Origin of the sequence: Alteromonas macleodii (genome assembly GCF_903772925.1) — a bacterium.
GTDB classification, from domain to species: Bacteria; Pseudomonadota; Gammaproteobacteria; order Enterobacterales; family Alteromonadaceae; genus Alteromonas; species Alteromonas macleodii_A.
In genome coordinates, this window is record NZ_LR812090.1 from 4,154,132 (window position 1) to 4,175,838 (window position 21,707).

Below are 21,707 nucleotides of genomic sequence, written 5' to 3' on the forward strand. Positions count from 1 at the left end.
GCCATTGCATGCGATATTAGTTACGTCGCGAATAAGGATAATTTTTTATGACAGAGCCTACTGAACAAGCTACAACCTATACCGTGCTATTTGTCGACGACGAGCCTAATATTCTTCGTGCCATTAAACGTGCGCTCTTTACCATGGATATAACGCTGCTGCTTGCAGATAGCGGAGCCAAGGCACTCGAATTGATGAGTAACAACGAAGTACACGTGGTAATTTCAGATATGAAGATGCCCCAAATGTCTGGCGCGGAGCTTCTTGAACAGGTGGCTATTAATTATCCCGACACATTTAGAGTAGTACTTACCGGCTATGCTGATATCGAATCCACGATCAAAGCTGTCAACCAGGGTAAGATTCATCGCTACCTTCAAAAGCCATGGGACAACCAAGAGCTAATAGCTGTGGTTGAGGAAGGGTTAGAGCGAGTTAAATTAAAAGCTGAAAATACGCGTCTTCAAAAACTTACACGCCTTCAGAATAGAAAGCTTAGAGATGTCAATGCATCGCTAGAACAAGTGGTTCAAAAGCGTACTCGCCAAATTAAAGCTGCGCTGAACAAAATTGAAAAGCACAATATTGCCATGGAGCAGGTGCTGTTCAACGTGATTAGCATTAACCCGAATATTAACGGGAAATTTGCCATAGAGGTAAGTGAGTTGTCTTCTAAGCTTGCACGCATTGCACGTTTAGAGAAAGACGAAATCAAACAAGTTCGCTACGCAGGTCTTATATGTGAGCTTGGGCTATTAGGTCTTGAAACCGAAGACTTTAACGCGCCATTTTCAAAGCTTAAATACCAACAGCAGCAAAATTACTTATCGCAGACCAAACAGGCTGCATTGATACTTGCCCCAGCACATGAGCTTCATCAAGTTTCAGATATCATCGAGTTTCAATTCGAGCACTACAATGGCTCTGGTTTGTACAATAAGGTGGCGAAAGAAATTCCCGCAGGCGCGCGTATTTTAGCAATAGCCCGAGACTACTGGCGCTTAGTTACAGGTAGAATGAGTGGCGTTGAAATGAGCCCTCGCGATGCCAAACTTGAAATGAAAAAGCACAGAAACACGCGCTACGACGGCGAGTTTTTAGACCTTTTGCTAGAAGCAGAAGATGTGACTACATCTAAGCTACTTTCTACATCATTGAAGGCCTCACAGCTTAAAGCGGGCATGGTACTTGCTCAAAATTTATATAACGATAGCCATATTCTAATCCTTCCTGAAGGTCACGTATTTAGTGACGCTACCATTCAAAAACTCGTGCAATTTGAAGAAGAGCGTGGAAAAGCGTTTAGTATTCAAATAGAACCAGAAGAGCTTTCTGCTACTATAAGTGAGTAAGGTCTGAAGGCATTGAGCTTAAATGGGGCTGGCGCAGCATAAATTATGGCGGGTTGCGCCACGCCCTTTTATTTAGACTGCATTGTCCCCATTGACTAACTAATTGAAACACTATTGAGCAAACCTCGGTCTTTTGATTAATCTTACAAACAGAACCGTTTAAAAATGATTTGCTGTGCGAACGTGTTTGAGCATTTATGCTTGTGTGCACGATCGTAAACCCAATAAAGAAGGCTTTTTGAATGACACATTTTGATTATATTTGTATTGGTGGTGGCAGTGGCGGTATTGCATCTGCGAACCGTGCGGCAAAGCACGGAAAGAAAGCCGCTATTATTGAAGCAAAAGACGTTGGCGGTACCTGTGTAAACGTTGGATGCGTGCCGAAAAAAGCCATGTGGTACGGCGCTCAGATGGCTGAGGCCATACATCGCTACGCCCCAGAGTATGGATTCGATTTGTCAGTAAACCACTTTAGTTGGGACAGCCTTATTGCCAGCCGCCAAGCCTATATTGAGCGTATTCATGCCTCTTACGACCGCGTACTTACTGCAAACGATGTAACACTTATTCGCGGTTTCGCAAAGTTTATTGATAACAACACAGTAGAAGTAAACGGCGAAAAGTATACGGCTGACCATATTACGATTGCCGTTGGCGGTCATCCAGTAATTCCGGATATCGAAGGCGCCGAGTACGGCATTGATTCTGATGGTTTCTTTGCATTAAAAGAGCAACCTAAGCGCGCTGTTGTGGTTGGTGCTGGATACATTGGCGTTGAGTTAGCGGGTGTACTTCATGCGCTAGGAACAGAGTCACATTTGGTGGTTCGCAAACACGCGCCGCTTAGAAACTTTGATCCCATCATTCATGAGACCTTGGTGGATATGATCCACGCTGAAGGCTGCAAACTGCATGACCATGCCAGCGTAGAGAAAGTGGAAAAAGCTGACGATGGCGAACTATCAGTACATTTAACCAATGGTGAAGTGTTAAAAGCTGACTGCTTAATTTGGGCAATTGGCCGTAAGCCTTCAACCGACAAAATTGATATTGAAAATACCGATGTTGAGTTGAGTGATGACGGTACAGTTAAAGTAGATAAGTACCAAAACACTACAGCCAAAAATGTGTACGCAGTAGGTGATATTACTGGCGAGGCTGAACTTACTCCAGTAGCAGTAAAAGCGGGCCGCTTGCTAAGCGAACGCTTATTCAACGGCCAAAAAGACGCTCACATGGATTATTCAATGATTCCAACCGTAGTCTTTAGCCACCCACCTATTGGCACAATCGGCCTAACTGAACCAGAAGCTATTGAAGAATACGGCGAAGACAATATTAAAGTGTACACCTCTAGCTTTGCGTCTATGTACACCGCGGTAACCCGCCACCGTCAAATGACCAAGATGAAGCTAGTGTGTGCAGGTAAAGACGAAAAAGTGGTAGGCCTACACGGTATTGGTCACGGTATGGATGAAATTCTGCAGGGTTTCGCTGTTGCCATAAAAATGGGCGCGACCAAAGCTGACTTTGATGCCTGTGTGGCCATTCACCCTACCAGCGCGGAAGAGTTTGTTACTATGACCTAAGCGTATGCTCTTCACTGTTTGACTTAGTGTAGATAAGCTTTCTTAGCGTTATCTTTGAAAGGTAGCTACATAGAAGTTCACAGATGAATGTACAATGAGTAGAAGGCCTACTTGTTGAACATACCACTGAAAAACGGCATTTACTTTTAGGTAGATGCCGTTTTTTATATGCTTAACTTACTTTTTCTAGCTCAACAGGCACGCCATTTAACACTGCATTACCAGACAGTTCGTCTACCTGTAAATCGTCAGTAAGTATGTTGGTGTTAACCCCAGGGTGCTGACTTGCCACAGACAGTTTAATACCTTTTTTATTGTGCCCCCATCCATGGGGAATAGATACCACGCCAGGCATAATTGCATCTGTGATTTCAGCCTCTATGGTTATCTGGCCGACCCGTGATTTCACGCATACCTCATCGCCATCTGCAATGCCGTATTTTGCCCCATCATCAGGATGAATCTGGAGCGTACAGCGGTTGTTGCCTTTTACCATGCGAGGGCTGTTGTGCAACCACGAATTATTGGTTTTAATATGCCGACGCCCTATTAAAACGAGGGGCTGATTTTGCGCTGAAACATAGTTCGTTTGTCCAAAGAAATGCGTGTTTACCCTGCTCAAATCAGCCATGAAGTAATCAAAGTCTAAGTGGATTTTCTTATCTTCGTGGAACAGGGCATGAGGCAAAGACGGTTGTAGCGGCCCTAAATCAATTCCGTGCGGGTGTGCTTTAAGCATTTCAATCGACAGTCCGCCTTTCGGAACAGCAGTTGAACTTTCACTTGAATTTGCAGCAGCACCTTCTCTTTTGCTTGCTGCTCGACCATAAAGACCTGCTTGCAACAAATCATCAACCACACCTTTAGGTTGCTTGTCCCAAAGCGAAGCATAGTGAGCTGTGCTTTTCCCATTTAGCGCATCGAGCCTTTCTGCCAAAGATAAATAAATTTGCCAATCGGTAAGCTGATCTTCGTCAATGTCCACCACCGCTTCAGAGTACTTAGCGAAATTTCGCACAGCGAAGTTGTGAAAAACAATGTCGTAGTGGTCGCGTTCTAGCGCAGTTACTGGAGGAAGAATTACATCAGCATGGCGGGAAGTTTCGGTAACATAAAAGTCTACGGCAACCATGAAGTCGAGTTGTGAAAACGCCTTATCAAGCTGCTCTGCATTGGGCGTAGTAACCACGGGATTGCCAGCACCTACTACCATGGCTTTAATTTGCCCGTCTCCGGGGGTTAGAATTTCTTCGGCTAAACACGCTACCGGGTACTCACCAGCAAACGCCGGAAGCCCCCTTACGCGAGAGCTAAACCCGCCCATACTGCCCCTACCTGAAACTGGCAGTACGTCAGCAGCCGGCTGGGTAAACATCATGCCACCTCGCTTATCTAAGTTTCCGGTAAGCATGTTAAACAGCATAATAAGATACTGAGTGAGCGTGCCAAATGCTTGTACGCTGGCCCCCATCCTGCCATAGCAAACTGCAGACTCGGCATTGCAGAAATCCAAAACAAGCTGAATTATTTGTAAATCCGAAATACCGGTAAGCTCGCTGACTTTTTGTGGCGAGTAATCGCGAACGTATTTTTCAACCTCTTTTATATCCTCTGCATAAGGTAAAATTTCATCCACTTTGTACAATTGCTTTTCAAACAATACATGCAGCATAGCCAGTAGCAATAGCGCATCACTGCCTGGGCGAATAAAGTGATGTTCGCAGCTGATATCAGCGGTTTCACTGCGTTTAGGATCGATAACGACGACCGTCCCACCGCGTTTTTGAATACCCTTCAAACGCTTTTTCACGTTTGGCACCGTCATAATGCTGCCGTTGGATGCCAGCGGGTTCCCGCCGATGATCATAAAATGCTGGGTATGGTCGATATCTGGAATGGGAATTTGGGAGATATGACCAAACAGCCGTCTACTAACAATATGGTGTGGCAACTGGTCAACAGATGTAGCGGAATAACGGTTATGAGACTTAAGAGCGCGATAAAAATAAGGCCCGAATAAAATAGACCCCATATTATGCGCATTGGGATTACCTAAATACACACCAACCGCATTGTTACCGTGCGTCTGCTGGATGTGGTGTAGCTTGTTAGCAACCAAGTCAAAGGCTTCATCCCACCCGATTTCTTCCCAGGTGCAGTCTTCCCAGGCGCTGTCTTCCGATGCACTCGCCTCGCCGTTAAGTCTTACCCTTTTAACCGGGCGCTTCAGGCGATCAGTGTCGTCGTACAAATCTTTTAGCGCACTGGCTTTGGGGCAGATATGGCCTTGGCTAAAGGGGTTATCTTTATCCCCTTTTATTGACAGTATTTGACGACCTTTCGTCGCTACCTCAATACCACACATTGCTTCACATAATGTACAAGTAGAGTAATGCAATTGTTGTTCAGCGTTGCTCACGGTAATTCCTACACAATTCATTGTTAATGATTTGTTATGAAATTAGCGATTATTGCTGTAATAGACAAGCATCACTGAAATTAATGGGAAGTGGAACTTTGTGATAGCCCCGCGAATTGAAATGTCGGTTAAATCACTCAATAAACCTTCTCACCAATTCACCGTGCAATTAAAAATGCATTATATATAGTTCATAAAAGCGTAATCAGCGCCATAAGTAGCACAAAAAACAATATTAGTTTTGACTAGCCCACCTTCGTGCACTATATATAAATCATTAACAATCCAAATGGTTCATATGTGACGCAAATGCCAAAATCTGTAATCAGAAGTTACTCCCGTTATACCGAAGATGCGCTAACATTATTGGCAAAGCTGATTCGTGCCTCAAGACTTGAAAAGAAGATGAGTGCGCAGGAAGTTGCGGACCGCGCAGGCATTTCTAGAGGAATGCTTTCTCGCATAGAAAAGGCAGATCCTAAGTGCGAAATAGGAGCAACTTTTGAGGTAGCTAGAATCGTCGGTGTAACACTGTTTGAGGCAGAGCCGAGCCGACTTTCAATGCAGCTTAGGCAAATTGAAGAAAAGCTGGCGTTGCTACCCAAGAGTGCCCGAAAATCGAGTAAGGAAGTAATAGATGACTTCTAAAAAGAATTATAAAGAAGCATTCGTTTGGATTTGGCTACCTGAAGAAATCGAGCCTGTCGTGGCTGGCCGTCTTGCACCTAATGGTGACAACTTGATCTTCAACTACGGTAAAAGTTATTTAGAAAGAATTAAGGGTGCAGTGCCTATCTATGAACCTGAACTCCCCCTTCGCCTTGGCGCACTTCCTTTATTAGATGGGTTAAATATGCCAGGGTGTATTCGTGATAGCGCTCCAGATGCTTGGGGCAGACGCGTTATTATCAACCGACGCCTCGGGCATAAAGGTGATGGTATTGATACTGCTCAGCTAGATGAACTTACCTATCTTATGGAGTCAGGTTCTGACCGCATTGGAGCCTTAGATTTTCAGCTTTCTCCTACCGAATACGTGCCGCGCTCTGTGAAGAGTGTCACCATAGAAGAATTGTTAGAATCTGCAGAGCGGGTTGAAAAAGGTATCCCCCTAACACCCGAGTTAGATCAAGCCCTGTTTCATGGAAGTTCGATTGGTGGCGCTCGCCCTAAAGCCCTAATTGAAGAAAACGGAACAAAATACATTGCAAAATTTTCCGCCAGTAATGACATCTACAGCGTCGTTAAGGCCGAGTACATTGCCATGCGATTGGCTAAGTTGGTAGGGCTTGATGTTGCACCGGTCAAGTTAGTCAAATCCGCGAATAAAGATGTACTGCTGGTAGAACGATTCGATCGTGTGGCTTCAGAGAAAGGCTGGAAAAGAAAATCTGTTGTATCTGCACTTACCTTGTTTGCACTTGATGACATGATGGCGCGGTATGCAAGTTATGAGACACTTGCAGAAATTATTAGACACAGATTTACTAAACCGAAAGAAACACTTCGGGAGCTATTTTGCCGACTCACATTTAATGTTCTTTGTGGCAATACAGATGATCATGCTCGCAACCATGCAGCGTTTTGGAATGGCCATACTCTGGCATTAACACCGGCCTATGATATTTGTCCTCAAGGTCGTACTGGAAACGAAGCGTCTCAGGCTATGCTAATTGTAGGTAACAATAAAATGAGCCAGCTCGCGACATGCCTGCAATCTGCGCACAACTTTCTGCTATCGAAAGAGGAAGCTAAGGCTATTTTTGAACGCCAAATTCAGATAATTGAAGACAGCTACGATGCAGTCTGTGCAGAAGCTGGACTATCCGAAATCGATAAGCGGTTGTTTTGGCAGCGACAGTTTCTAAATCCTTACTCTATGACGCTTTAGCAATTATAGCAGCGCCGCTGTATTCCATTTAGCGCTGATAGTTTAAATCAGCTTCTGAATAGCGCTTTTACAGCAAGGTGTAATCGTGGTATTCAAAGGCTCATAGCATTGCTTACATATAACCAACTAAATGCGAAACAAGCGCGAAAAGTAACGATTTTTGAAAATAGTGTAATGAAAGTTAAACGCTAAAATCGTGCTTACAATCGCATAAGCTAAATGAATCTCTCCTACTTTGCAGTAAGATTAACCTTAGTTTTACAATTCAAGAGTACGTAGTGTCATGTTAAGTCATGTACTCTGATGTAGACAGAAAATAAATAACAAGCACTTGGAAACACCATTATGATAACGACAAAGAAACGCTTACTGGCCATGACGCTAGTAAGCGCTTTGGGCTTAGGCGTCGCACCTACTTTATACGCCCAAAACGACAGTGAAGAAAAAACAGAATCCGAGCTTGAAACGTGGGAAGTCAGCAACCCACCTTATGCATTAAACGAAGTCACTATCAAAACAAACGAAACCACGTGGTCTAGCTTAGACGTTGCACCAAACGGCGAGTTTATGGTTTTTGACATGCTGGGCGACTTGTACAAAGTGAGCATGAGTGGTGGCGATGCGACACCGCTGACCCAAGACTTCGCATGGAATATTCACCCTTCAATTTCTCCAGACGGTAAACAGATCGCATTTATCTCGGATAAAGATGGGTTAAGTAACGTATGGGTTATGGACATTGACGGTAGTAATCTTCGTCAGGTAACCAAAGAGAAAAGCAATCTTATCCACTCTCCTAAATGGAGCCCAGACGGCGAATACCTAGTGGTAACCAAAGGCATCATGTCTAGCCGTAGTATTCCTGCGGGCGAGATATGGATGTACCACAAATCAGGTGGTGACGGCCTACAAATTAAAGCTCGTAACAGCGGAAAGCGCGACCAACAAAACATTGCTGACCCTGTATTCTCTCATGACGGCAAGTATATTTACTTTACCGAAAATACGGTTCCGGGCGCCCGCTTTGAATATAACCGCGACCCGTTAGAAGGCATTTTTGCTATCACTCGCTACGACCGCGAAACCGGCGAAGAGAGCCGCTATATTAGCGGTACGGGCGGCGCTGTGGTTCCTACGCCTTCACCTGACGGTAAATACATCGCTTTTGTGCGTCGCGTTAAAGATAGAACCGCGCTTTTCATTAAAGACATCAAGACAGGTGTAGAAACACCACTGACGTTAGAGCTAGAGCGAGATATGCAGGAAGGCTTTGGTTCGGAAGGTTACTTTGCCTACTTCGACTGGATGCCAGACAGCAGCGAAATCGTATATTGGACAGGCGGTAAATTTCACACCATCGACGTGAAAGATAAAACCACCAGCACCATGGACGTGACCGTTGAAGGCACGGTGAAATTTGCCGATGCACTGCGCTTTGATGTAGACGTTGCACCTGATGAATTCGACGTTCGCATGATCCGCTGGTCGCAAATGTCGCCCAACGGCAAAACCGTTCTATTTCAAGCACTGGGTAAACTTTATGTGCGCGACGTTAAATCTGGCAAAATTAAGCGATTAACGAAACAAAACGATCACGACGAATACTATCCGCGCTTTTCTAACGACGGAAAGTCGATTGTTTATACGACATGGAATGACCAAGATTTGGGCACCGTTCGCGTGGTTTCTGCTCGTGGCGGGAAAGGAAAGGTTATTACCCAGCAGCCAGGTCACTACATTGAGCCGTCGTTCTCTGCCGATGGCGAGAAAGTGGTTTTCCGCAAATTTACGGGCGGCTACTTACTAGACCCCAAATACTCGGTTGAGCCAGGTATTTACGTAGCAGATCTTGAAGAAGACACCGTAGAAAAAGTATCTGAAGGCGGCTACAACGCGCATTTCGCGGGTAACGACGACCGAGTGTATTTCACCGAATCAGCGGGCGGCGAAGCTTACTACGAAACCCAGCTTTCAAGCGTTAACCTTAAGGGTAACGACAAGCGAACTCACCTTTACGGTGCAGATAAGGTAAGTGAGTACAAACTTTCACACGATAAGAAATGGGTTGCGTTTGTTTACCAGTTCAAAACGTACGTGGCGCCGTTTGTTGAAAATGGCAAGCGCATTACCATAGGCCCGAACATGACCTCACTGCCGGTAACGCAGCTTTCAAGCCGTGCAGGTGAATACTTAACGTGGTCGCCTGACAATAAAACCCTAAGCTGGTTTAACGGCCCTACGCTATTTAGCCGTTCACTTGATGAAGCCTTTGCCTTTGTTGATGGCGCAGCGGAATCCTTACCTGAGCCAGTAGCTGAAGGTATGGATTTGTCGTTTACCACCAAAGCTGACAAACCATCTGGTTACAAAGCCTTGGTTGGCGGTAAAGTGGTAACCATGCGCGATGCCGACAACACCCAAGAGGTGATTGAAGATGGCGTTGTGCTGATTAAAGACAACCGCATTGAAGCAGTGGGTAAACGTGGCGATGTGACCATTCCTGATGACGCCATGCAAATAGACACCTCAGGTAAAACCATTATTCCAGGGCTTGTTGATGCGCACGCTCATGGTTCGCAAGGACGTAATGAGATTATTCCCCAGCAAAACTGGAGTCAGTACTCGAATGTGTCGTTCGGTGTAACAACCATTCACGACCCCTCAAACGACACGACAGAAATCTTTGCTGCGGCAGAATTACAGCGTAAAGGCGACATTGTTGCACCGCGTATCTATTCCACCGGCACGATTTTATACGGTGCGGAAGGGCTAGGTTACAAAGCGATTATCAACAACTACGAAGATGCCTACTTTCATGTAGAGCGCCTAAAAGAAGCCGGTGCTATTTCAGTGAAAAGCTACAACCAGCCCCGTCGTGACCAGCGTCAGCAAGTGCTGTGGGCAGCAAAAAATCAAGAGATGATGGTAGTGCCTGAAGGGGGCGGTAAGCTTCAACAGAATCTGACTATGTTGGTAGATGGCCATACGGGCCTTGAGCACAGCATTCCTGTGGAAAAAGGCTACAGCGACGTCACTCAACTGTGGAAAGCCACTGAGTTTGGCTATACGCCGACCTTTGTTGTGTCGTACGGCGGCATGATGGGTGAAGAGTACTGGTACGACAAAACTGAAGTCTGGAAGAACCCGCGTCTTCTTCGTTATACGCCGTCGACTATTCTAGATAGCCGTGCGATCCGCAGACCTACGGCTCCAGAAAATCAGTACAACCACCAAAACGTAGCAAGCTACGCCAAAGAGCTTCGAGATAATGGGGTCAGTGTACATATTGGCGCTCACGGTCAGCGTGAAGGCTTAGCTGCTCACTGGGAACTGTGGATCATGGAGCAAGGTGGCTTCACGCCTTGGGAAGCACTACGCGGCGGCACTATTGATGGCGCGAAACACCTAGGCATGGGCAAAGATCTGGGCAGTATCGAAAAAGGTAAACTTGCTGACCTAGTAGTAATTGATGGCGATGTACTAAGCGACATTAGAAAGAGTGAATTCGTAGAATACACTGTACTAAATGGACGCATATACGAGTCGGCCACCATGAACGAAGTAGGCAGTAAGACAAAACGTAAACCGTTTTTCTTTGAGCAAGACAATGCCACCTTTATGCCGCAACAAACGGCAGATGATGTGGAAGCGAAAGCGCACCACTATCATTGGGAGCATTAATCAAGAAAGCGCTAAACAAAAAGGGGCTTCACATTATGTGAAGCCCCTTTTAATTTCAGTCAGTAAATCTATTCTTTTTATCTGTTTCGCCCATACTGTTCGTGTGACGAGACCCAGTCTGACGAACTAATGGCTGAGGCTAGCGATATCTCACCAGCCAGCACAACCGACGCCACGATTTCTGCAAATTTATACACCCGGTCGCGCCCGTAGCAGTCGAGCAATTCTAAGCACTCTCGCTGTGTGCCAATACCGGTACCGCCGCCATAAGTAGCCACAATAAGCGATGGTATGGTGATAGACACGTATAAATCGCCGTCGTCAGTTAGCTCTGAATACATCATGGCCGCTGATGATTCAGATACGTTGGCTACGTCTTGCCCTGTTGCTATAAACATAGCGGTAATACCGTTTGGCGAATGAAGGCCGGTGTTATTCACACCAGATAAGAAAGACCCTACTCCAGCCACACGGCCGTGATAATCGATTTGTTTAGGGTCAACACGCATTACCTCCAATAAATGCTCTCGTTTAATAGTGGCTTCTGCCGTAACCCGTTTGCCTCGCGTGCGCATAATGTTTATTTGAGAGGCTTTTTTGTCGGTAGCAAAATTAGATTCGAGATAAAAGTTCTCTATTCCTTCGTAATGGTCGAGTATCCACCCGCAAGCCGCAAAAGTTGCGCGCCCAACCATGTTTTGTCCAGCAGCATCGCCGGTTTTAAAGTTAAACCGCAAAAACGCAAATTTATTCGATAGGAAGTGGTCGATATAAGTTAGCTTAGCCACGCTTGAGGTCGCTTCAGCTTCTTCTTTAATCTTTTCAAAGTTTGTTTTTATCCACTTTACAAAGTCCCGTGCGCCACGGGCATTTTCAAAGATAAAAACTGGGGCTCGTTGCATGGCATCATCAACTACCGTAGCCGTCACGCCACCACTCATGTTAAGTAACTTCATACCTCGGTTGTAAGACGCCACAAGGGTGCCTTCAGTAGTTGCAAGTGGCACGACAAAATCACCTTGAGCGTGTTCGCCTTTTATAGTCAACGGCCCAGCAATACCAATAGGAACCTGCGCCACGCCAATAAAATGCTCGATGTTGCCTTTAAGCGCTTGCGGGTCAATTGAGTACTTACCTAGGTGGTCAATTTTCTTTCCCGTCGCGCTTTCAAAATATTCTTGGCGTGTTTTTATAATGCTTTCGCCATAGTCATCCATATCGTCACGTGGAATAAAAGCACTGCGTTGACCGGGCGCAGTAATATTATCTTCTACTTCAAATTTAAGCTTTCCAAATGGTGAAGCGGAAAAACAGATACCCAGCTTTCGTTTTTCAGGGCAAGGCGCTTCATCAATATCCAAGTGCACGGTAATAGTTTGACGCAAGCCAAACGGCTCGCCGTCCGAGTTGTTTAATGCATCCACGGAAATACAGGAATCAGGCGTAAGCTGGAGTGAAATTTTGTCTTCAGGAATTTTTTCTCCATCAAGAGAAATCCACTTTACTTCCTTGATTGTCGCGTCTTTTAACCTGTTTTTAAGAGAAAAAGATAAGCCTTTATTTGTCTTAGTGAGGCTTGCACGCGTGTAAAGTTGCTTTAAAAGTATGCTGGGTACAAACATGTGGCGTCCTTCTACGTATTCTTACCGTGTTGTTTTCATATTTCTTTGTTTTTTATAGCACATTCTTTATACACTTCTATGACTTCTTTATATTTCTTCACCTTTTTCTTGCGCAATATCAACTTTCAAATTTAGGCCAAGCGCTTTCAAAAATGCGCCAAGCCCAAAGAGGGTGCTTGTTACCGAAAAGTAGACCTTAAGCACTCTTCATTCGCTTCTCACTCCGCCTAAAGTAAACACCGTCACCGCAGTAACGTTGACCACAAGGTATCTGGTGTTAACAAAAGGAGGCGTCATGGATCGCGATGCCAAGGATTAATCGCCGGTATGGAAGCGGCAGCCAGATACTCTTTATGTGCAAACTAGCACCTAGAAAAGGGGTTGCTTCAACAGGACCTAAGCGCAAGTAGCGGATTATATAGGGATGAAGATGAGAACAGGGTTGTTTAGAAAAGAAGCTATTGATGAGCAATCAAACGCAGTAGAGGGCAGATTTTTAATGACGCCTAAACCTGCCTATTCAGCGATAGCTGGGCTACTTGTCGTGTGGATTGTGGCAGTTGCTGTTTACCTAAACATGGAAAGTTATGCACGAAAAGCTTCGGTAACTGGATGGTTAGAACCAAGCCATGGTGTTTACAAGCTTTATTCAGACGCAAGGCGAGGAAAAGTGCTCGACGTTATAGCCAGTGAAGGTCAATTAGTTGAAAAAGGCGCACCGCTAATAAAAATTAGTTACAGCAGCAAGGATGCGTTAGGCCATAGAGTCAGTACACAGTTACTTGCCGAACTAGAGTCGAAACAAAACCGAACTCATCAAAGTATTAAGCGCCTGCGCACTTTGCACCTAGCACAGCAACAGCGCTTGGAAGAGCAGCTTTCCCAGGCTAAACATACTTCAGCAACGTTGAAAGACATTATTGCTTTAACCCGATCACAGTGGCTTTTAGCATCTAAACAATGGGCAAAAGCACAAACCTTACTTGAACAGGGACATATTAGCCGTGCCGACTTTGAAACCCATTCGCTTAATCGCTTAAATGCAGAGCAGAAACTTGCTTTAGCGAAAAAGGATTGGAATAACGAGCAAGCCAACATAGCAGCAATAAGTCATGAGCTAGCTACCTTGCCTGAACAACAAGCCAATGAGTTGGCAAATATAGAGAACACATATAGCGATCTCACTCAACAAATTGTAAGTCACAAAAGTAATGCTGAAGAGATAATTTATGCGCCCCGCAGCGGCGTAATTTCAGGCCTGCATGTTAGGACCGGTTATACGGTAGATAGCTCTCGACCTCTACTCACACTGCTCCCTCAAAATGCTGACATTCAAGCGCGAATTGCGGTCCCCGTGCGCTCAGCAGGATTTTTGCGAGAAGGACAAGCCCTACATATACGATATGACGCCTTCCCTTATCAAAAGTTTGGTGTGCAGTTAGGCGAGATAGTCAATATTTCCTCGTCGCTTGTCTTACCGGAAGAACTTGCCGATGTACCTATTTCAATTAGCGAGCCAGCCTACTTGGTTACTGCCACCTTAGATACAAACGAAGTATTGGCTTACGGCAACAGTATTTCATTGAAAGCAGGCATGACATTTTCGGCAGATGTTCAATTAAGTCAACGCACGCTTATGGAATGGTTAATGGAACCGCTTTATAGCATTAAAGGGAAGCTGTAATCATGATGAGTTCAACACACCCTCTTTCGGTACAACTATTTCATACAACAAGCAGGGTACCGGTTATTTTGCAAAGCGAAGCGGCTGAGTGCGGGCTTGCTTGTATGGCAATGATTGCACAGTACTACTCTGACAAGCGAGATCTCAATACTTTGCGTCAAAGCATATCCGTGTCATTGCGAGGAACAACTCTAAAAGACGTAATGCGAATTGCCAGTGACTTAGGCTTTCAAACCCGAGCGGTAAAGATAGAAATGGAGCATCTTGCTCAGCTATCTTGTCCAGCTATTTTGCACTGGGATATGAATCACTTTGTTGTTTTGACAAAAGTAAGAGGGAAGCATATTTTCGTTAATGATCCCGCGCTAGGAAAAAGAAAGCTCAATTTTGCAGAAGCCTCAAAATACGTCACGGGGATCGCGCTTGAGGTCTCACCAAGTGACACATTTAGCCCAAAAAAATCTGCGCCCCAACTTGGGCTTACTCAGTTTTTCTCCCGCGCCATTGGCTTTAAACGTAACCTCCTAACCCTTTTCGCCTTATCGGTAGTGCTGCAGATTTTTGCCCTTGCTGCACCCTACTACATGCAAACAGTGGTAGACGATGTATTAATTTACAACAACGATGCTTTGCTCAAAGCTCTCGCTATTGGCTTTACTTTATTACTGGTTATAGAAACCTTTACAAGCGGTATAAGAAAGTTCGTTATCTTGTCCGTTTCATCCAGCCTACAGCTACAAATGTCTGCCTCTGTATTTAAACATCTTTTAGCTCTTCCCTTGGACTATTTTGATAAACGCCATATTGGTGATGTGGTATCGCGCTTTGGTTCCTTGGCTAGCATTCGGGAGTTTTTAACAACAGGGGTCGTTACCGCCATGCTAGATGGAATAATGGCAGTCGTTACCTTGGCGGTGATGAGTTTATATTCGTTCAAACTCACTTTGGTTGTCGTGGTAATCATGCTTATCTATCTGGCCATTCGTTTGGGACTCCTGCCATTTATAAAAAGGCATACCACAGAGCGCATTGCCTTGGCAGCATCTGAGCAAAGCCACTTTATGGAAAGTGTACGGGCAATTTTACCTATTCGCGTGTATGGACAAGAAATACAGCGTCACGGCATTTGGCAAAACAAGCTAGTTGCAACGCTTAATAAAGACATCACCTTAGGGAAATTTAATATAGGTAGCGCACTTGCAAACCAATTGCTATTCGGTGTTGAAAACTTGGTCGTTGTTTATATTGGCGCGAACCTTGTCATGCAAGGTTCCCTTTCAATAGGCATGTTGCTAGCTTTTATGGCATATAAGACAAGGTTTGTAGGTGCTATCGACGGTATAGTTAACAAGCTTATTGAGCTTAATATGCTAGGCGTTCATTTCAACCGCTTAAGCGATATTTTACTTACACCAGTAGAGCAAAAAACTAAAGTTCAGCCGCTATATAACACTGAGCGTTCGCTCGGCGTACACAGTACACATACGCGTAACCGCTCGGCTCCTACCTCAGATTCACTTAACTCTCCCCTATTCCACCAGCCCAATGCTGACTTGCTGGAAAGTAGCACATTCGACGGTAGCGCTATGACAAGTGCTACCGCGCTTAGGGTGAAGTCACTTAGCTACCGCTATGGGGAAAATAGCGAGTGGGTATTTAAAAACCTGACACTTTCAGTAAAAACCGGTGAAATCGTAGCCATTATAGGTGGCAGCGGCTGTGGTAAAAGCACGCTGCTGAAGTGCTTAATGGGCCTGTATCCAGCCTCGCAAGGTAGCTTAGAACACCCTAGTACTGTAAACCCTGTCATCGCTTCTGTGCTTCAAGAGGACGCCTGCTTAAGCGGCACTATAGGCCAAAATATCTGTTGTTTTGAAGAAGTCCCCAACCTCAAGAAAATGGTTTATGTTGCACAACTTGCCTGTATCCATCACGACATTATGCACATGCCTATGCAATATCACTCGCTGGTAGGCGATATGGGTAGCAGCTTAAGCGGTGGACAAAAGCAGCGCTTGCTTTTAGCGAGAGCGCTATATCAAGAGCCCGACATTTTGTTCTTAGACGAAGCAAGTAGCCATTTAGATATGGCCAATGAGGCGCAGATAAATCACCACCTCAAATCCTTGAATATGACCCGAATTATTGTGGCTCACCGCCCCCAATCTATCGCCATGGCAGACAAAGTTTATCGCCTAGAACAAGGCACATTACAACCATGCTCTCCCTCTGAAGTAACAGGAAGCGCAACATCTGGTAAACACGGAGAAACACTATGAAAAACCATGAAGTAAGAGAACCCGCAGTATTGATGACAGCTGCTGAGCGTATGCAAATAGATGCGAGTGGCATTACCGCTCGTGACACCGTTATTCCCATGGACTGTCTATCGAAACGTGAGCTACAGGTAGTACACAAAATAATGGAAGGCCGCTCTAACAAAGTGATCGCCTCTGAGCTATTTATCAGCGAGCGAACCGTTAAGTTTCACTGCGCCAACATTTATAAAAAACTCAATATCAGTAGCCGTTCAGCACTTATCGCCTGCTGCTTTAGAACCCTTTACCGAGAAGTGGTTTCGCTTTAAGCGCATCCACTTTTTAACTCAACACGCCACTACAAGGAGCGTACTTTATGAAACACCATCAACCAAATAACAACCAACTAAATCTAAACCAACCAGAAAGCACCGAGCCCGTTGCTTTAGCGGAAGCTCAGCTGTTTGAGGTATCCGGCGGTCTACGCATTCGTTTAAGCGATACCGTACCGGTAGTCGGCCCTAGCCCCAAAGAGCCGGTTTATATAACCATGGCTATTGGTGAAGGCGGCGGCAAACTACCGGATATTTTGTCATAGCTCTAACCCCTTAGCGTCAGCATATGGATAGCCAGTGTTTACGATCTGTCCATGTGTTGCGCTTTTGACAAACAGATGTACTTAATCGATAACCCATTAGCAAGGAGCGCGAATGCACGTTGCACTTTTAGGAAGTGAGCAAGACCCACAAATTCAACACGTAGCGAAGGCGCTTAGTCAAACAGCTACCCCTTTTTATATCGCTAATACGCAACAATTCGGTTCAGCCTGGAGTATTAGCTATGACCCTGATTTTGATGACGGATTGGTTCATTTCAATTCAACGACACTATGTGACCAACCCAGAGTGACTTTTTCGAACACCAAAGCAGCCTATTGGCATGAATATTTGCCGGGGACTTCGTTGACAGCATCAGGTGAGAAGAGTCGTCCCGATCACGCTTTGGATAACAAAATTGAGCCCGAAAAGCCTTATGATAATCCACCTAAACTGCTAGAAAATGCTACTTGGACCGAGCAAGAACGGGCAAGCACTTTACTTTGTTGGTTTAGCTATAGCGACATCAAATGGGTCAATTCTATCGATGCCGTGAGAAGCCACCAATGTAAGCCTTATCAATCACGCATTGCTGGCAAGTTAGGTGCACATATACCCTACACCTTTGTTGGCAATGCCCCCGAAGTCGCCTCTCAGTTTTGCAACAACATGCGAGAAGTTATTTATAAGCCGGTGCGCGGGGGGCGCACGGTACAATTTGTAAACAAACAACCTAATATGCGCCCGCTCCTAAATACACTTTTAAATGAGCGCCCTGTGACCTTTCAAAAATACATTATGGGCGAAAATGTACGTAGCTATGTGCTTGGCAATGATGTGCTAAGCGTACAAATCGACTCAAGCGAACTAGATTATAGAAACGACGACAATGCCAGTGTGTCTGTGACTATTATCCCAAACGAGGTGCAGCGTATGGCTATTAAAATTTGCCAAGCGTTAGGCATGCATTGGTGCGCAATCGACTGGCGTAGAAGTGCGAAGGGAAAGTACTTTTTTCTAGAGGCAAACCCCAGTCCTTATTTCCTTAAAGTAGAGAACGATACCGGCCTGAATATAACAGACAAATTGGTGGCACTGCTTTTAAAACATTAGGGTTAGATTAATTCTAAGTGCCTAACTCTTTCGGGTTGTTTCAGGCTTCAAAATTAAAAGAGCTTATGCGGGATTGTACTATGAAGTTCCTCTATACATTAGAAGCCGAAATGCGCGATGTCCTGAGGCACAGAGGTAATGCATTTGCATTACTTTTGTTGTCGTACTAAAATTTGAAGTAACCCGATTTGTATATTTTAGAGATTGTTATGACACGCGTTGCTTTAGAAACGGAATCAACACTTACCGAACGTTTTCAAACTACAGTGCCTAGTTCTGTTCGACAGGCATTACGTTTAAGCAAAAAAGACAAAATTAAATATGCCATTCAGGCTGACGGTAGCGTTGTTATATCGCGTGTAGAAACACAAAAAAGCGATCCCATAATTGGTGAGTTTTTGGCGTTCATTGCTCGTGATATCCAGGCTAATCCAGAAAAGGTAGAACCGTTATCTACAAGCATGCGTGAGAGCGTGAGTGAATTGATTCAAGGTGTTGAGGTTGACCTAGACGCTCCTTTGTTGGATGAGGACGAGTAAGTTTGGAAAAAGCGATACCAATGGTCATAAACGGTTGGACACTCTATGCTCATCCACTATTTAAAGATCAGTATCTCAGTCTTAAAGTTCAGGTTGAAGCTTTACGGGAAAAAGATCCGCAAAATTACAAAAAGAAAAATGTAACTAAGCGATTAGCTGCTATCCAAAGACTGGCCTTTGAACTCATACCCCATGATCCTACTCACGCAAATTTCCGCCAAGTGAATACATTAGGCGATGACAATAAACACTGGTTTCGAGCAAAGTTTTTTCAACAGTATCGACTTTTTTTTCGTTTCCACCTTGAATCAAAGGTTATTGTATATGCATGGGTGAATGACGACACAAACAAGCGAGCCTATGGAAGTAAAACAGATGCTTATAAAGTTTTTGAAAAGATGGTGAAATCTGGTCACCCACCAAAAGAATGGAAGGATCTTTTAAAAGCAGCTAAGAATGAACTTCTCCCACTTTAAACCGCCTGCTTATTTTCTTTTAGCTAATAGTCTCACTATTGCTTTGAGTTTAGGCACATTCATGCATTGCCATCCATGACACCTAACAGTATACAATTTCTGATTTACAAATTGACGACTTGGTTTGCTTAAAAAATAATGAAGCCTCCCCTATAGTTGGGCAATGACCCAACTATAGGAAGAGGCTTCTACTTAGCGATTAATTATAGGATGAAACGCGATAGGTCTTCGTTGTCCACCAAGGTTTCTAGGTGGCTGTTAACGTAATCTGCATCAATCACGAAGCTCTCACCGCTTTTTTCAGAAGCATCAAACGAAATATCTTCCATTAGGCGTTCAAGCACCGTGTGCAAGCGACGTGCGCCAATGTTTTCGGTGCGCTCGTTCACCTGCCATGCTGCTTCTGCAATACGCTGAATGCCCGAATCATCGAAGCTGATATCAACTCCTTCCGTTTTCATTAACGCAACATACTGCTGAGTTAATGATGCATTTGGCTCGGTAAGAATACGTTTAAAGTCACCTACTTTCAGCGCAGCAAGCTCAACACGAATAGGCAGTCGACCCTGAAGTTCTGGGATAAGGTCAGACGGCTTGCTCATTTGGAATGCACCTGAAGCAATAAACAAGATATGGTCGGTTTTAACCATACCGTGTTTCGTCGATACTGTAGAGCCTTCTACAAGTGGAAGCAGGTCACGCTGTACGCCTTCACGAGACACATCGCCTGACGTATTGCCTTCACGCTTACAAATTTTGTCAATTTCATCGACAAACACAATACCGTGCTGTTCTACTGACTCAATTGCTTTTTCTTTCAAATCTTCTTGATTTACAAGGCGTGCTGCCTCTTCTTCAATAAGCAGTTTGAACGCTTCTTTAATTTTCAGCTTCTTCTTTTTCTTTTGCGAACCCGACAAGTTTTGGAACATGCCTTGAAGCTGATTAGTCATTTCTTCCATACCAGGAGGCGCCATAATTTCTACGCCCATCTGTGGAAGTGCTACGTCAATTTCAATTTCTTTGTCGTCTAAATCGCCCTGACGTAGCTTCTTGCGAAATGCTTGGCGTGTGCCGCGATCTTCGACGTCTTCTTTGTTGCCCCACGCGTCTTCTGGTGGAGGAAGCAAAACGTCTAAAATGCGCTCTTCCGCGGCTTCTTCAGCACGGAATTTCACTTTCTTCATTTCGTTTTCTTTCGTCATTTTTACCGCGATGTCGGCTAAATCACGAATGATAGTTTCAACTTCTTTACCTACATAGCCCACCTCGGTGAACTTTGTCGCTTCAACTTTAATGAAAGGTGCGTTAGCAAGTTTAGCTAGACGGCGAGCGATTTCAGTTTTACCCACCCCCGTTGGACCAATCATCAAAATATTTTTTGGCGTAACTTCTTGGCGCAGCTCAGGCTCAAGCTGCATACGACGCCAGCGGTTTCTAAGTGCAATAGATACGGCGCGCTTGGCATCTTGTTGACCGATAATGTGTCGGTCTAACTCGTGAACAATTTCTCTTGGTGTCATCTCAGACATGAATAAACCCTTTTCTAACAATACTTGTTGTACTTGCTACGCAGACGAGCGACAACAAGCCAATAATAGCTTTCGCTATTACTTAGTAATCTAGTACATCAACCGTTTGGCTATGGTTAGTGAATACGCAAATATCACCGGCAATGGTCAGCGACTTTTCAGCAATTTCCTTAGCGCTTAACTCGGTATTATCTAAAAGTGCAGTAGCCGCTGCTTGGGCGTAGTTACCGCCAGAGCCGATAGCGATAAGGTCTTGCTCTGGCTGCACTACGTCACCATTACCGGTAATGATAAATGACGCCGTTTCATCGGCTACGGCAAGCAGGGCTTCGAGTTTGCGTAGCGCCCTGTCAGTCCGCCAGTCTTTGGCAAGTTCAACCGCCGCTTTGGTTAAATGGCCTTGGTGCGCTTCAAGCTTCGCTTCAAAGCGCTCAAATAGCGTAAACGCGTCGGCCGTGCCGCCCGCAAATCCCGCTAGAATTTTGTCGTGGTACAAACGGCGCACCTTGCGCGCATTCCCTTTCATTACTGTGTTGCCCAGTGATACCTGTCCGTCACCGGCCATTACCACTTGATTCCCACGTCGTACAGATACAATCGTTGTCACGTTATTTCCCCGTTTAGCTGGGCGCTGCTGCGTTTTATACGTACCTTTTAGCGGAACTAGGGCAGCAGCGTAATAATTCAATAACAAATAAGTGGGGGAAGGCTTTTTAATTTCAAGGGTAGGATAGAATTATGTGCGCTCAGCGCTGCTTACTATATGGGCTTAGCGCTGACGGTGCTTATTGAATATGTCATTTATCGAGCGCATACTTTCGCCAATACAGCCTATGGCCAATTGAAATAATGCCTAAGAAATAGAGCACAGATAAAGTAGCAACATTGAAGTCGCTACATAAATGTTGCTCGCCTAGAAGCGAGCTCGTTCTTTGCTGTCTGATAGCGCTCT

At 44.9% G+C, this 21,707-nt stretch carries 16 protein-coding genes; 12 read left to right on the top strand and 4 right to left on the bottom strand.

The features are described from left to right. The first annotated feature begins 47 nt into the window (after positions 1 to 47). Together nosR and gorA are read left to right on the top strand one after the other, a co-directional pair. Positions 48 to 1,352, top strand: coding sequence for a response regulator c-di-GMP phosphodiesterase, NosR family (gene nosR / locus PCAR9_RS17755; protein WP_179984748.1), 1,305 nt, complete (start codon positions 48 to 50; stop codon positions 1,350 to 1,352). A 242-nt stretch (positions 1,353 to 1,594) separates the two neighbouring features. After that, entirely contained in the window at positions 1,595 to 2,944 is a 1,350-nt protein-coding gene (gene gorA / locus PCAR9_RS17760; RefSeq protein WP_179984749.1) for a glutathione-disulfide reductase, read from the top strand. A gap of 172 nt (positions 2,945 to 3,116) precedes the next feature. Here gorA and PCAR9_RS17765 read toward each other — a convergent pair whose 3' ends face one another. Further along, on the bottom strand, positions 3,117 to 5,363 hold the full coding sequence (locus tag PCAR9_RS17765; protein ID WP_179984750.1) for a molybdopterin oxidoreductase family protein: 2,247 nt from the start codon (positions 5,361 to 5,363) through the stop codon (positions 3,117 to 3,119). Positions 5,364 to 5,672: 309 nt separating this feature from the next. Between PCAR9_RS17765 and PCAR9_RS17770 the strand changes: the two genes are divergently transcribed. The 3 genes from PCAR9_RS17770 to PCAR9_RS17780 all read left to right on the top strand — a co-directional run bounded on the left by PCAR9_RS17770 (position 5,673) and on the right by PCAR9_RS17780 (position 10,935). Next, entirely contained in the window at positions 5,673 to 6,011 is a 339-nt protein-coding gene (locus tag PCAR9_RS17770) for a helix-turn-helix transcriptional regulator (RefSeq protein WP_179984751.1), read from the top strand. Next, positions 6,001 to 7,254 carry a type II toxin-antitoxin system HipA family toxin gene (locus PCAR9_RS17775; protein WP_179984752.1) on the top strand — a complete coding sequence of 418 codons (1,254 nt, stop codon included), beginning with the start codon at positions 6,001 to 6,003 and terminating at the stop codon, positions 7,252 to 7,254. The genes PCAR9_RS17770 and PCAR9_RS17775 overlap by 11 nt, the downstream gene beginning before the upstream one ends. 345 nt (positions 7,255 to 7,599) lie before the next feature. Then, positions 7,600 to 10,935 carry an amidohydrolase family protein gene (locus PCAR9_RS17780; RefSeq protein ID WP_179984753.1) on the top strand — a complete coding sequence of 1,112 codons (3,336 nt, stop codon included), beginning with the start codon at positions 7,600 to 7,602 and terminating at the stop codon, positions 10,933 to 10,935. A gap of 77 nt (positions 10,936 to 11,012) precedes the next feature. Here the strand turns inward: PCAR9_RS17780 and PCAR9_RS17785 are convergent, their stop codons facing one another. Further along, positions 11,013 to 12,557, bottom strand: coding sequence for a hydroxymethylglutaryl-CoA reductase (locus tag PCAR9_RS17785; RefSeq protein WP_179984754.1), 1,545 nt, complete (start codon positions 12,555 to 12,557; stop codon positions 11,013 to 11,015). 430 nt (positions 12,558 to 12,987) lie between these two features. Here PCAR9_RS17785 and PCAR9_RS17790 point away from each other — a divergent pair, with 430 nt between their 5' ends. The 7 genes from PCAR9_RS17790 (at position 12,988) to PCAR9_RS17820 (ending at position 19,223) form a co-directional block, all read left to right on the top strand. Beyond that, a complete protein-coding gene (locus tag PCAR9_RS17790; RefSeq protein WP_179984755.1) occupies positions 12,988 to 14,241 on the top strand; it encodes an HlyD family secretion protein in 1,254 nt (417 codons plus the stop codon). 2 nt (positions 14,242 to 14,243) lie between these two features. Next, positions 14,244 to 16,520, top strand: a complete 2,277-nt coding sequence (locus PCAR9_RS17795) for a peptidase domain-containing ABC transporter (protein ID WP_179984756.1) — start codon at positions 14,244 to 14,246, stop codon at positions 16,518 to 16,520. Next, positions 16,517 to 16,828 (top strand): helix-turn-helix domain-containing protein, encoded by a 312-nt coding sequence (locus PCAR9_RS17800; protein ID WP_179984757.1) that lies wholly within the window; start codon positions 16,517 to 16,519, stop codon positions 16,826 to 16,828. The genes PCAR9_RS17795 and PCAR9_RS17800 overlap by 4 nt, the downstream gene beginning before the upstream one ends. 47 nt (positions 16,829 to 16,875) lie before the next feature. Then, positions 16,876 to 17,097: a hypothetical protein gene (locus PCAR9_RS17805; RefSeq protein WP_179984758.1), complete on the top strand. Its 222-nt coding sequence runs from the start codon at positions 16,876 to 16,878 to the stop codon at positions 17,095 to 17,097. Positions 17,098 to 17,209: 112 nt separating this feature from the next. Next, positions 17,210 to 18,208 carry an ATP-grasp domain-containing protein gene (locus PCAR9_RS17810; RefSeq protein ID WP_179984759.1) on the top strand — a complete coding sequence of 333 codons (999 nt, stop codon included), beginning with the start codon at positions 17,210 to 17,212 and terminating at the stop codon, positions 18,206 to 18,208. Positions 18,209 to 18,417: 209 nt separating this feature from the next. After that, positions 18,418 to 18,747, top strand: coding sequence for a type II toxin-antitoxin system PrlF family antitoxin (locus PCAR9_RS17815; protein WP_179984760.1), 330 nt, complete (start codon positions 18,418 to 18,420; stop codon positions 18,745 to 18,747). Positions 18,748 to 18,767: 20 nt separating this feature from the next. After that, positions 18,768 to 19,223 carry a type II toxin-antitoxin system YhaV family toxin gene (locus tag PCAR9_RS17820; RefSeq protein WP_179985272.1) on the top strand — a complete coding sequence of 152 codons (456 nt, stop codon included), beginning with the start codon at positions 18,768 to 18,770 and terminating at the stop codon, positions 19,221 to 19,223. 203 nt (positions 19,224 to 19,426) lie between these two features. On the opposite strand, the gene hslU is transcribed toward PCAR9_RS17820, so the two are convergent. Next, positions 19,427 to 20,755, bottom strand: coding sequence for an ATP-dependent protease ATPase subunit HslU (hslU, locus tag PCAR9_RS17825; protein WP_118491788.1), 1,329 nt, complete (start codon positions 20,753 to 20,755; stop codon positions 19,427 to 19,429). A gap of 82 nt (positions 20,756 to 20,837) precedes the next feature. Further along, positions 20,838 to 21,362, bottom strand: coding sequence for an ATP-dependent protease subunit HslV (hslV, locus tag PCAR9_RS17830; protein ID WP_025257580.1), 525 nt, complete (start codon positions 21,360 to 21,362; stop codon positions 20,838 to 20,840). Positions 21,363 to 21,707: the final 345 nt, after the last annotated feature.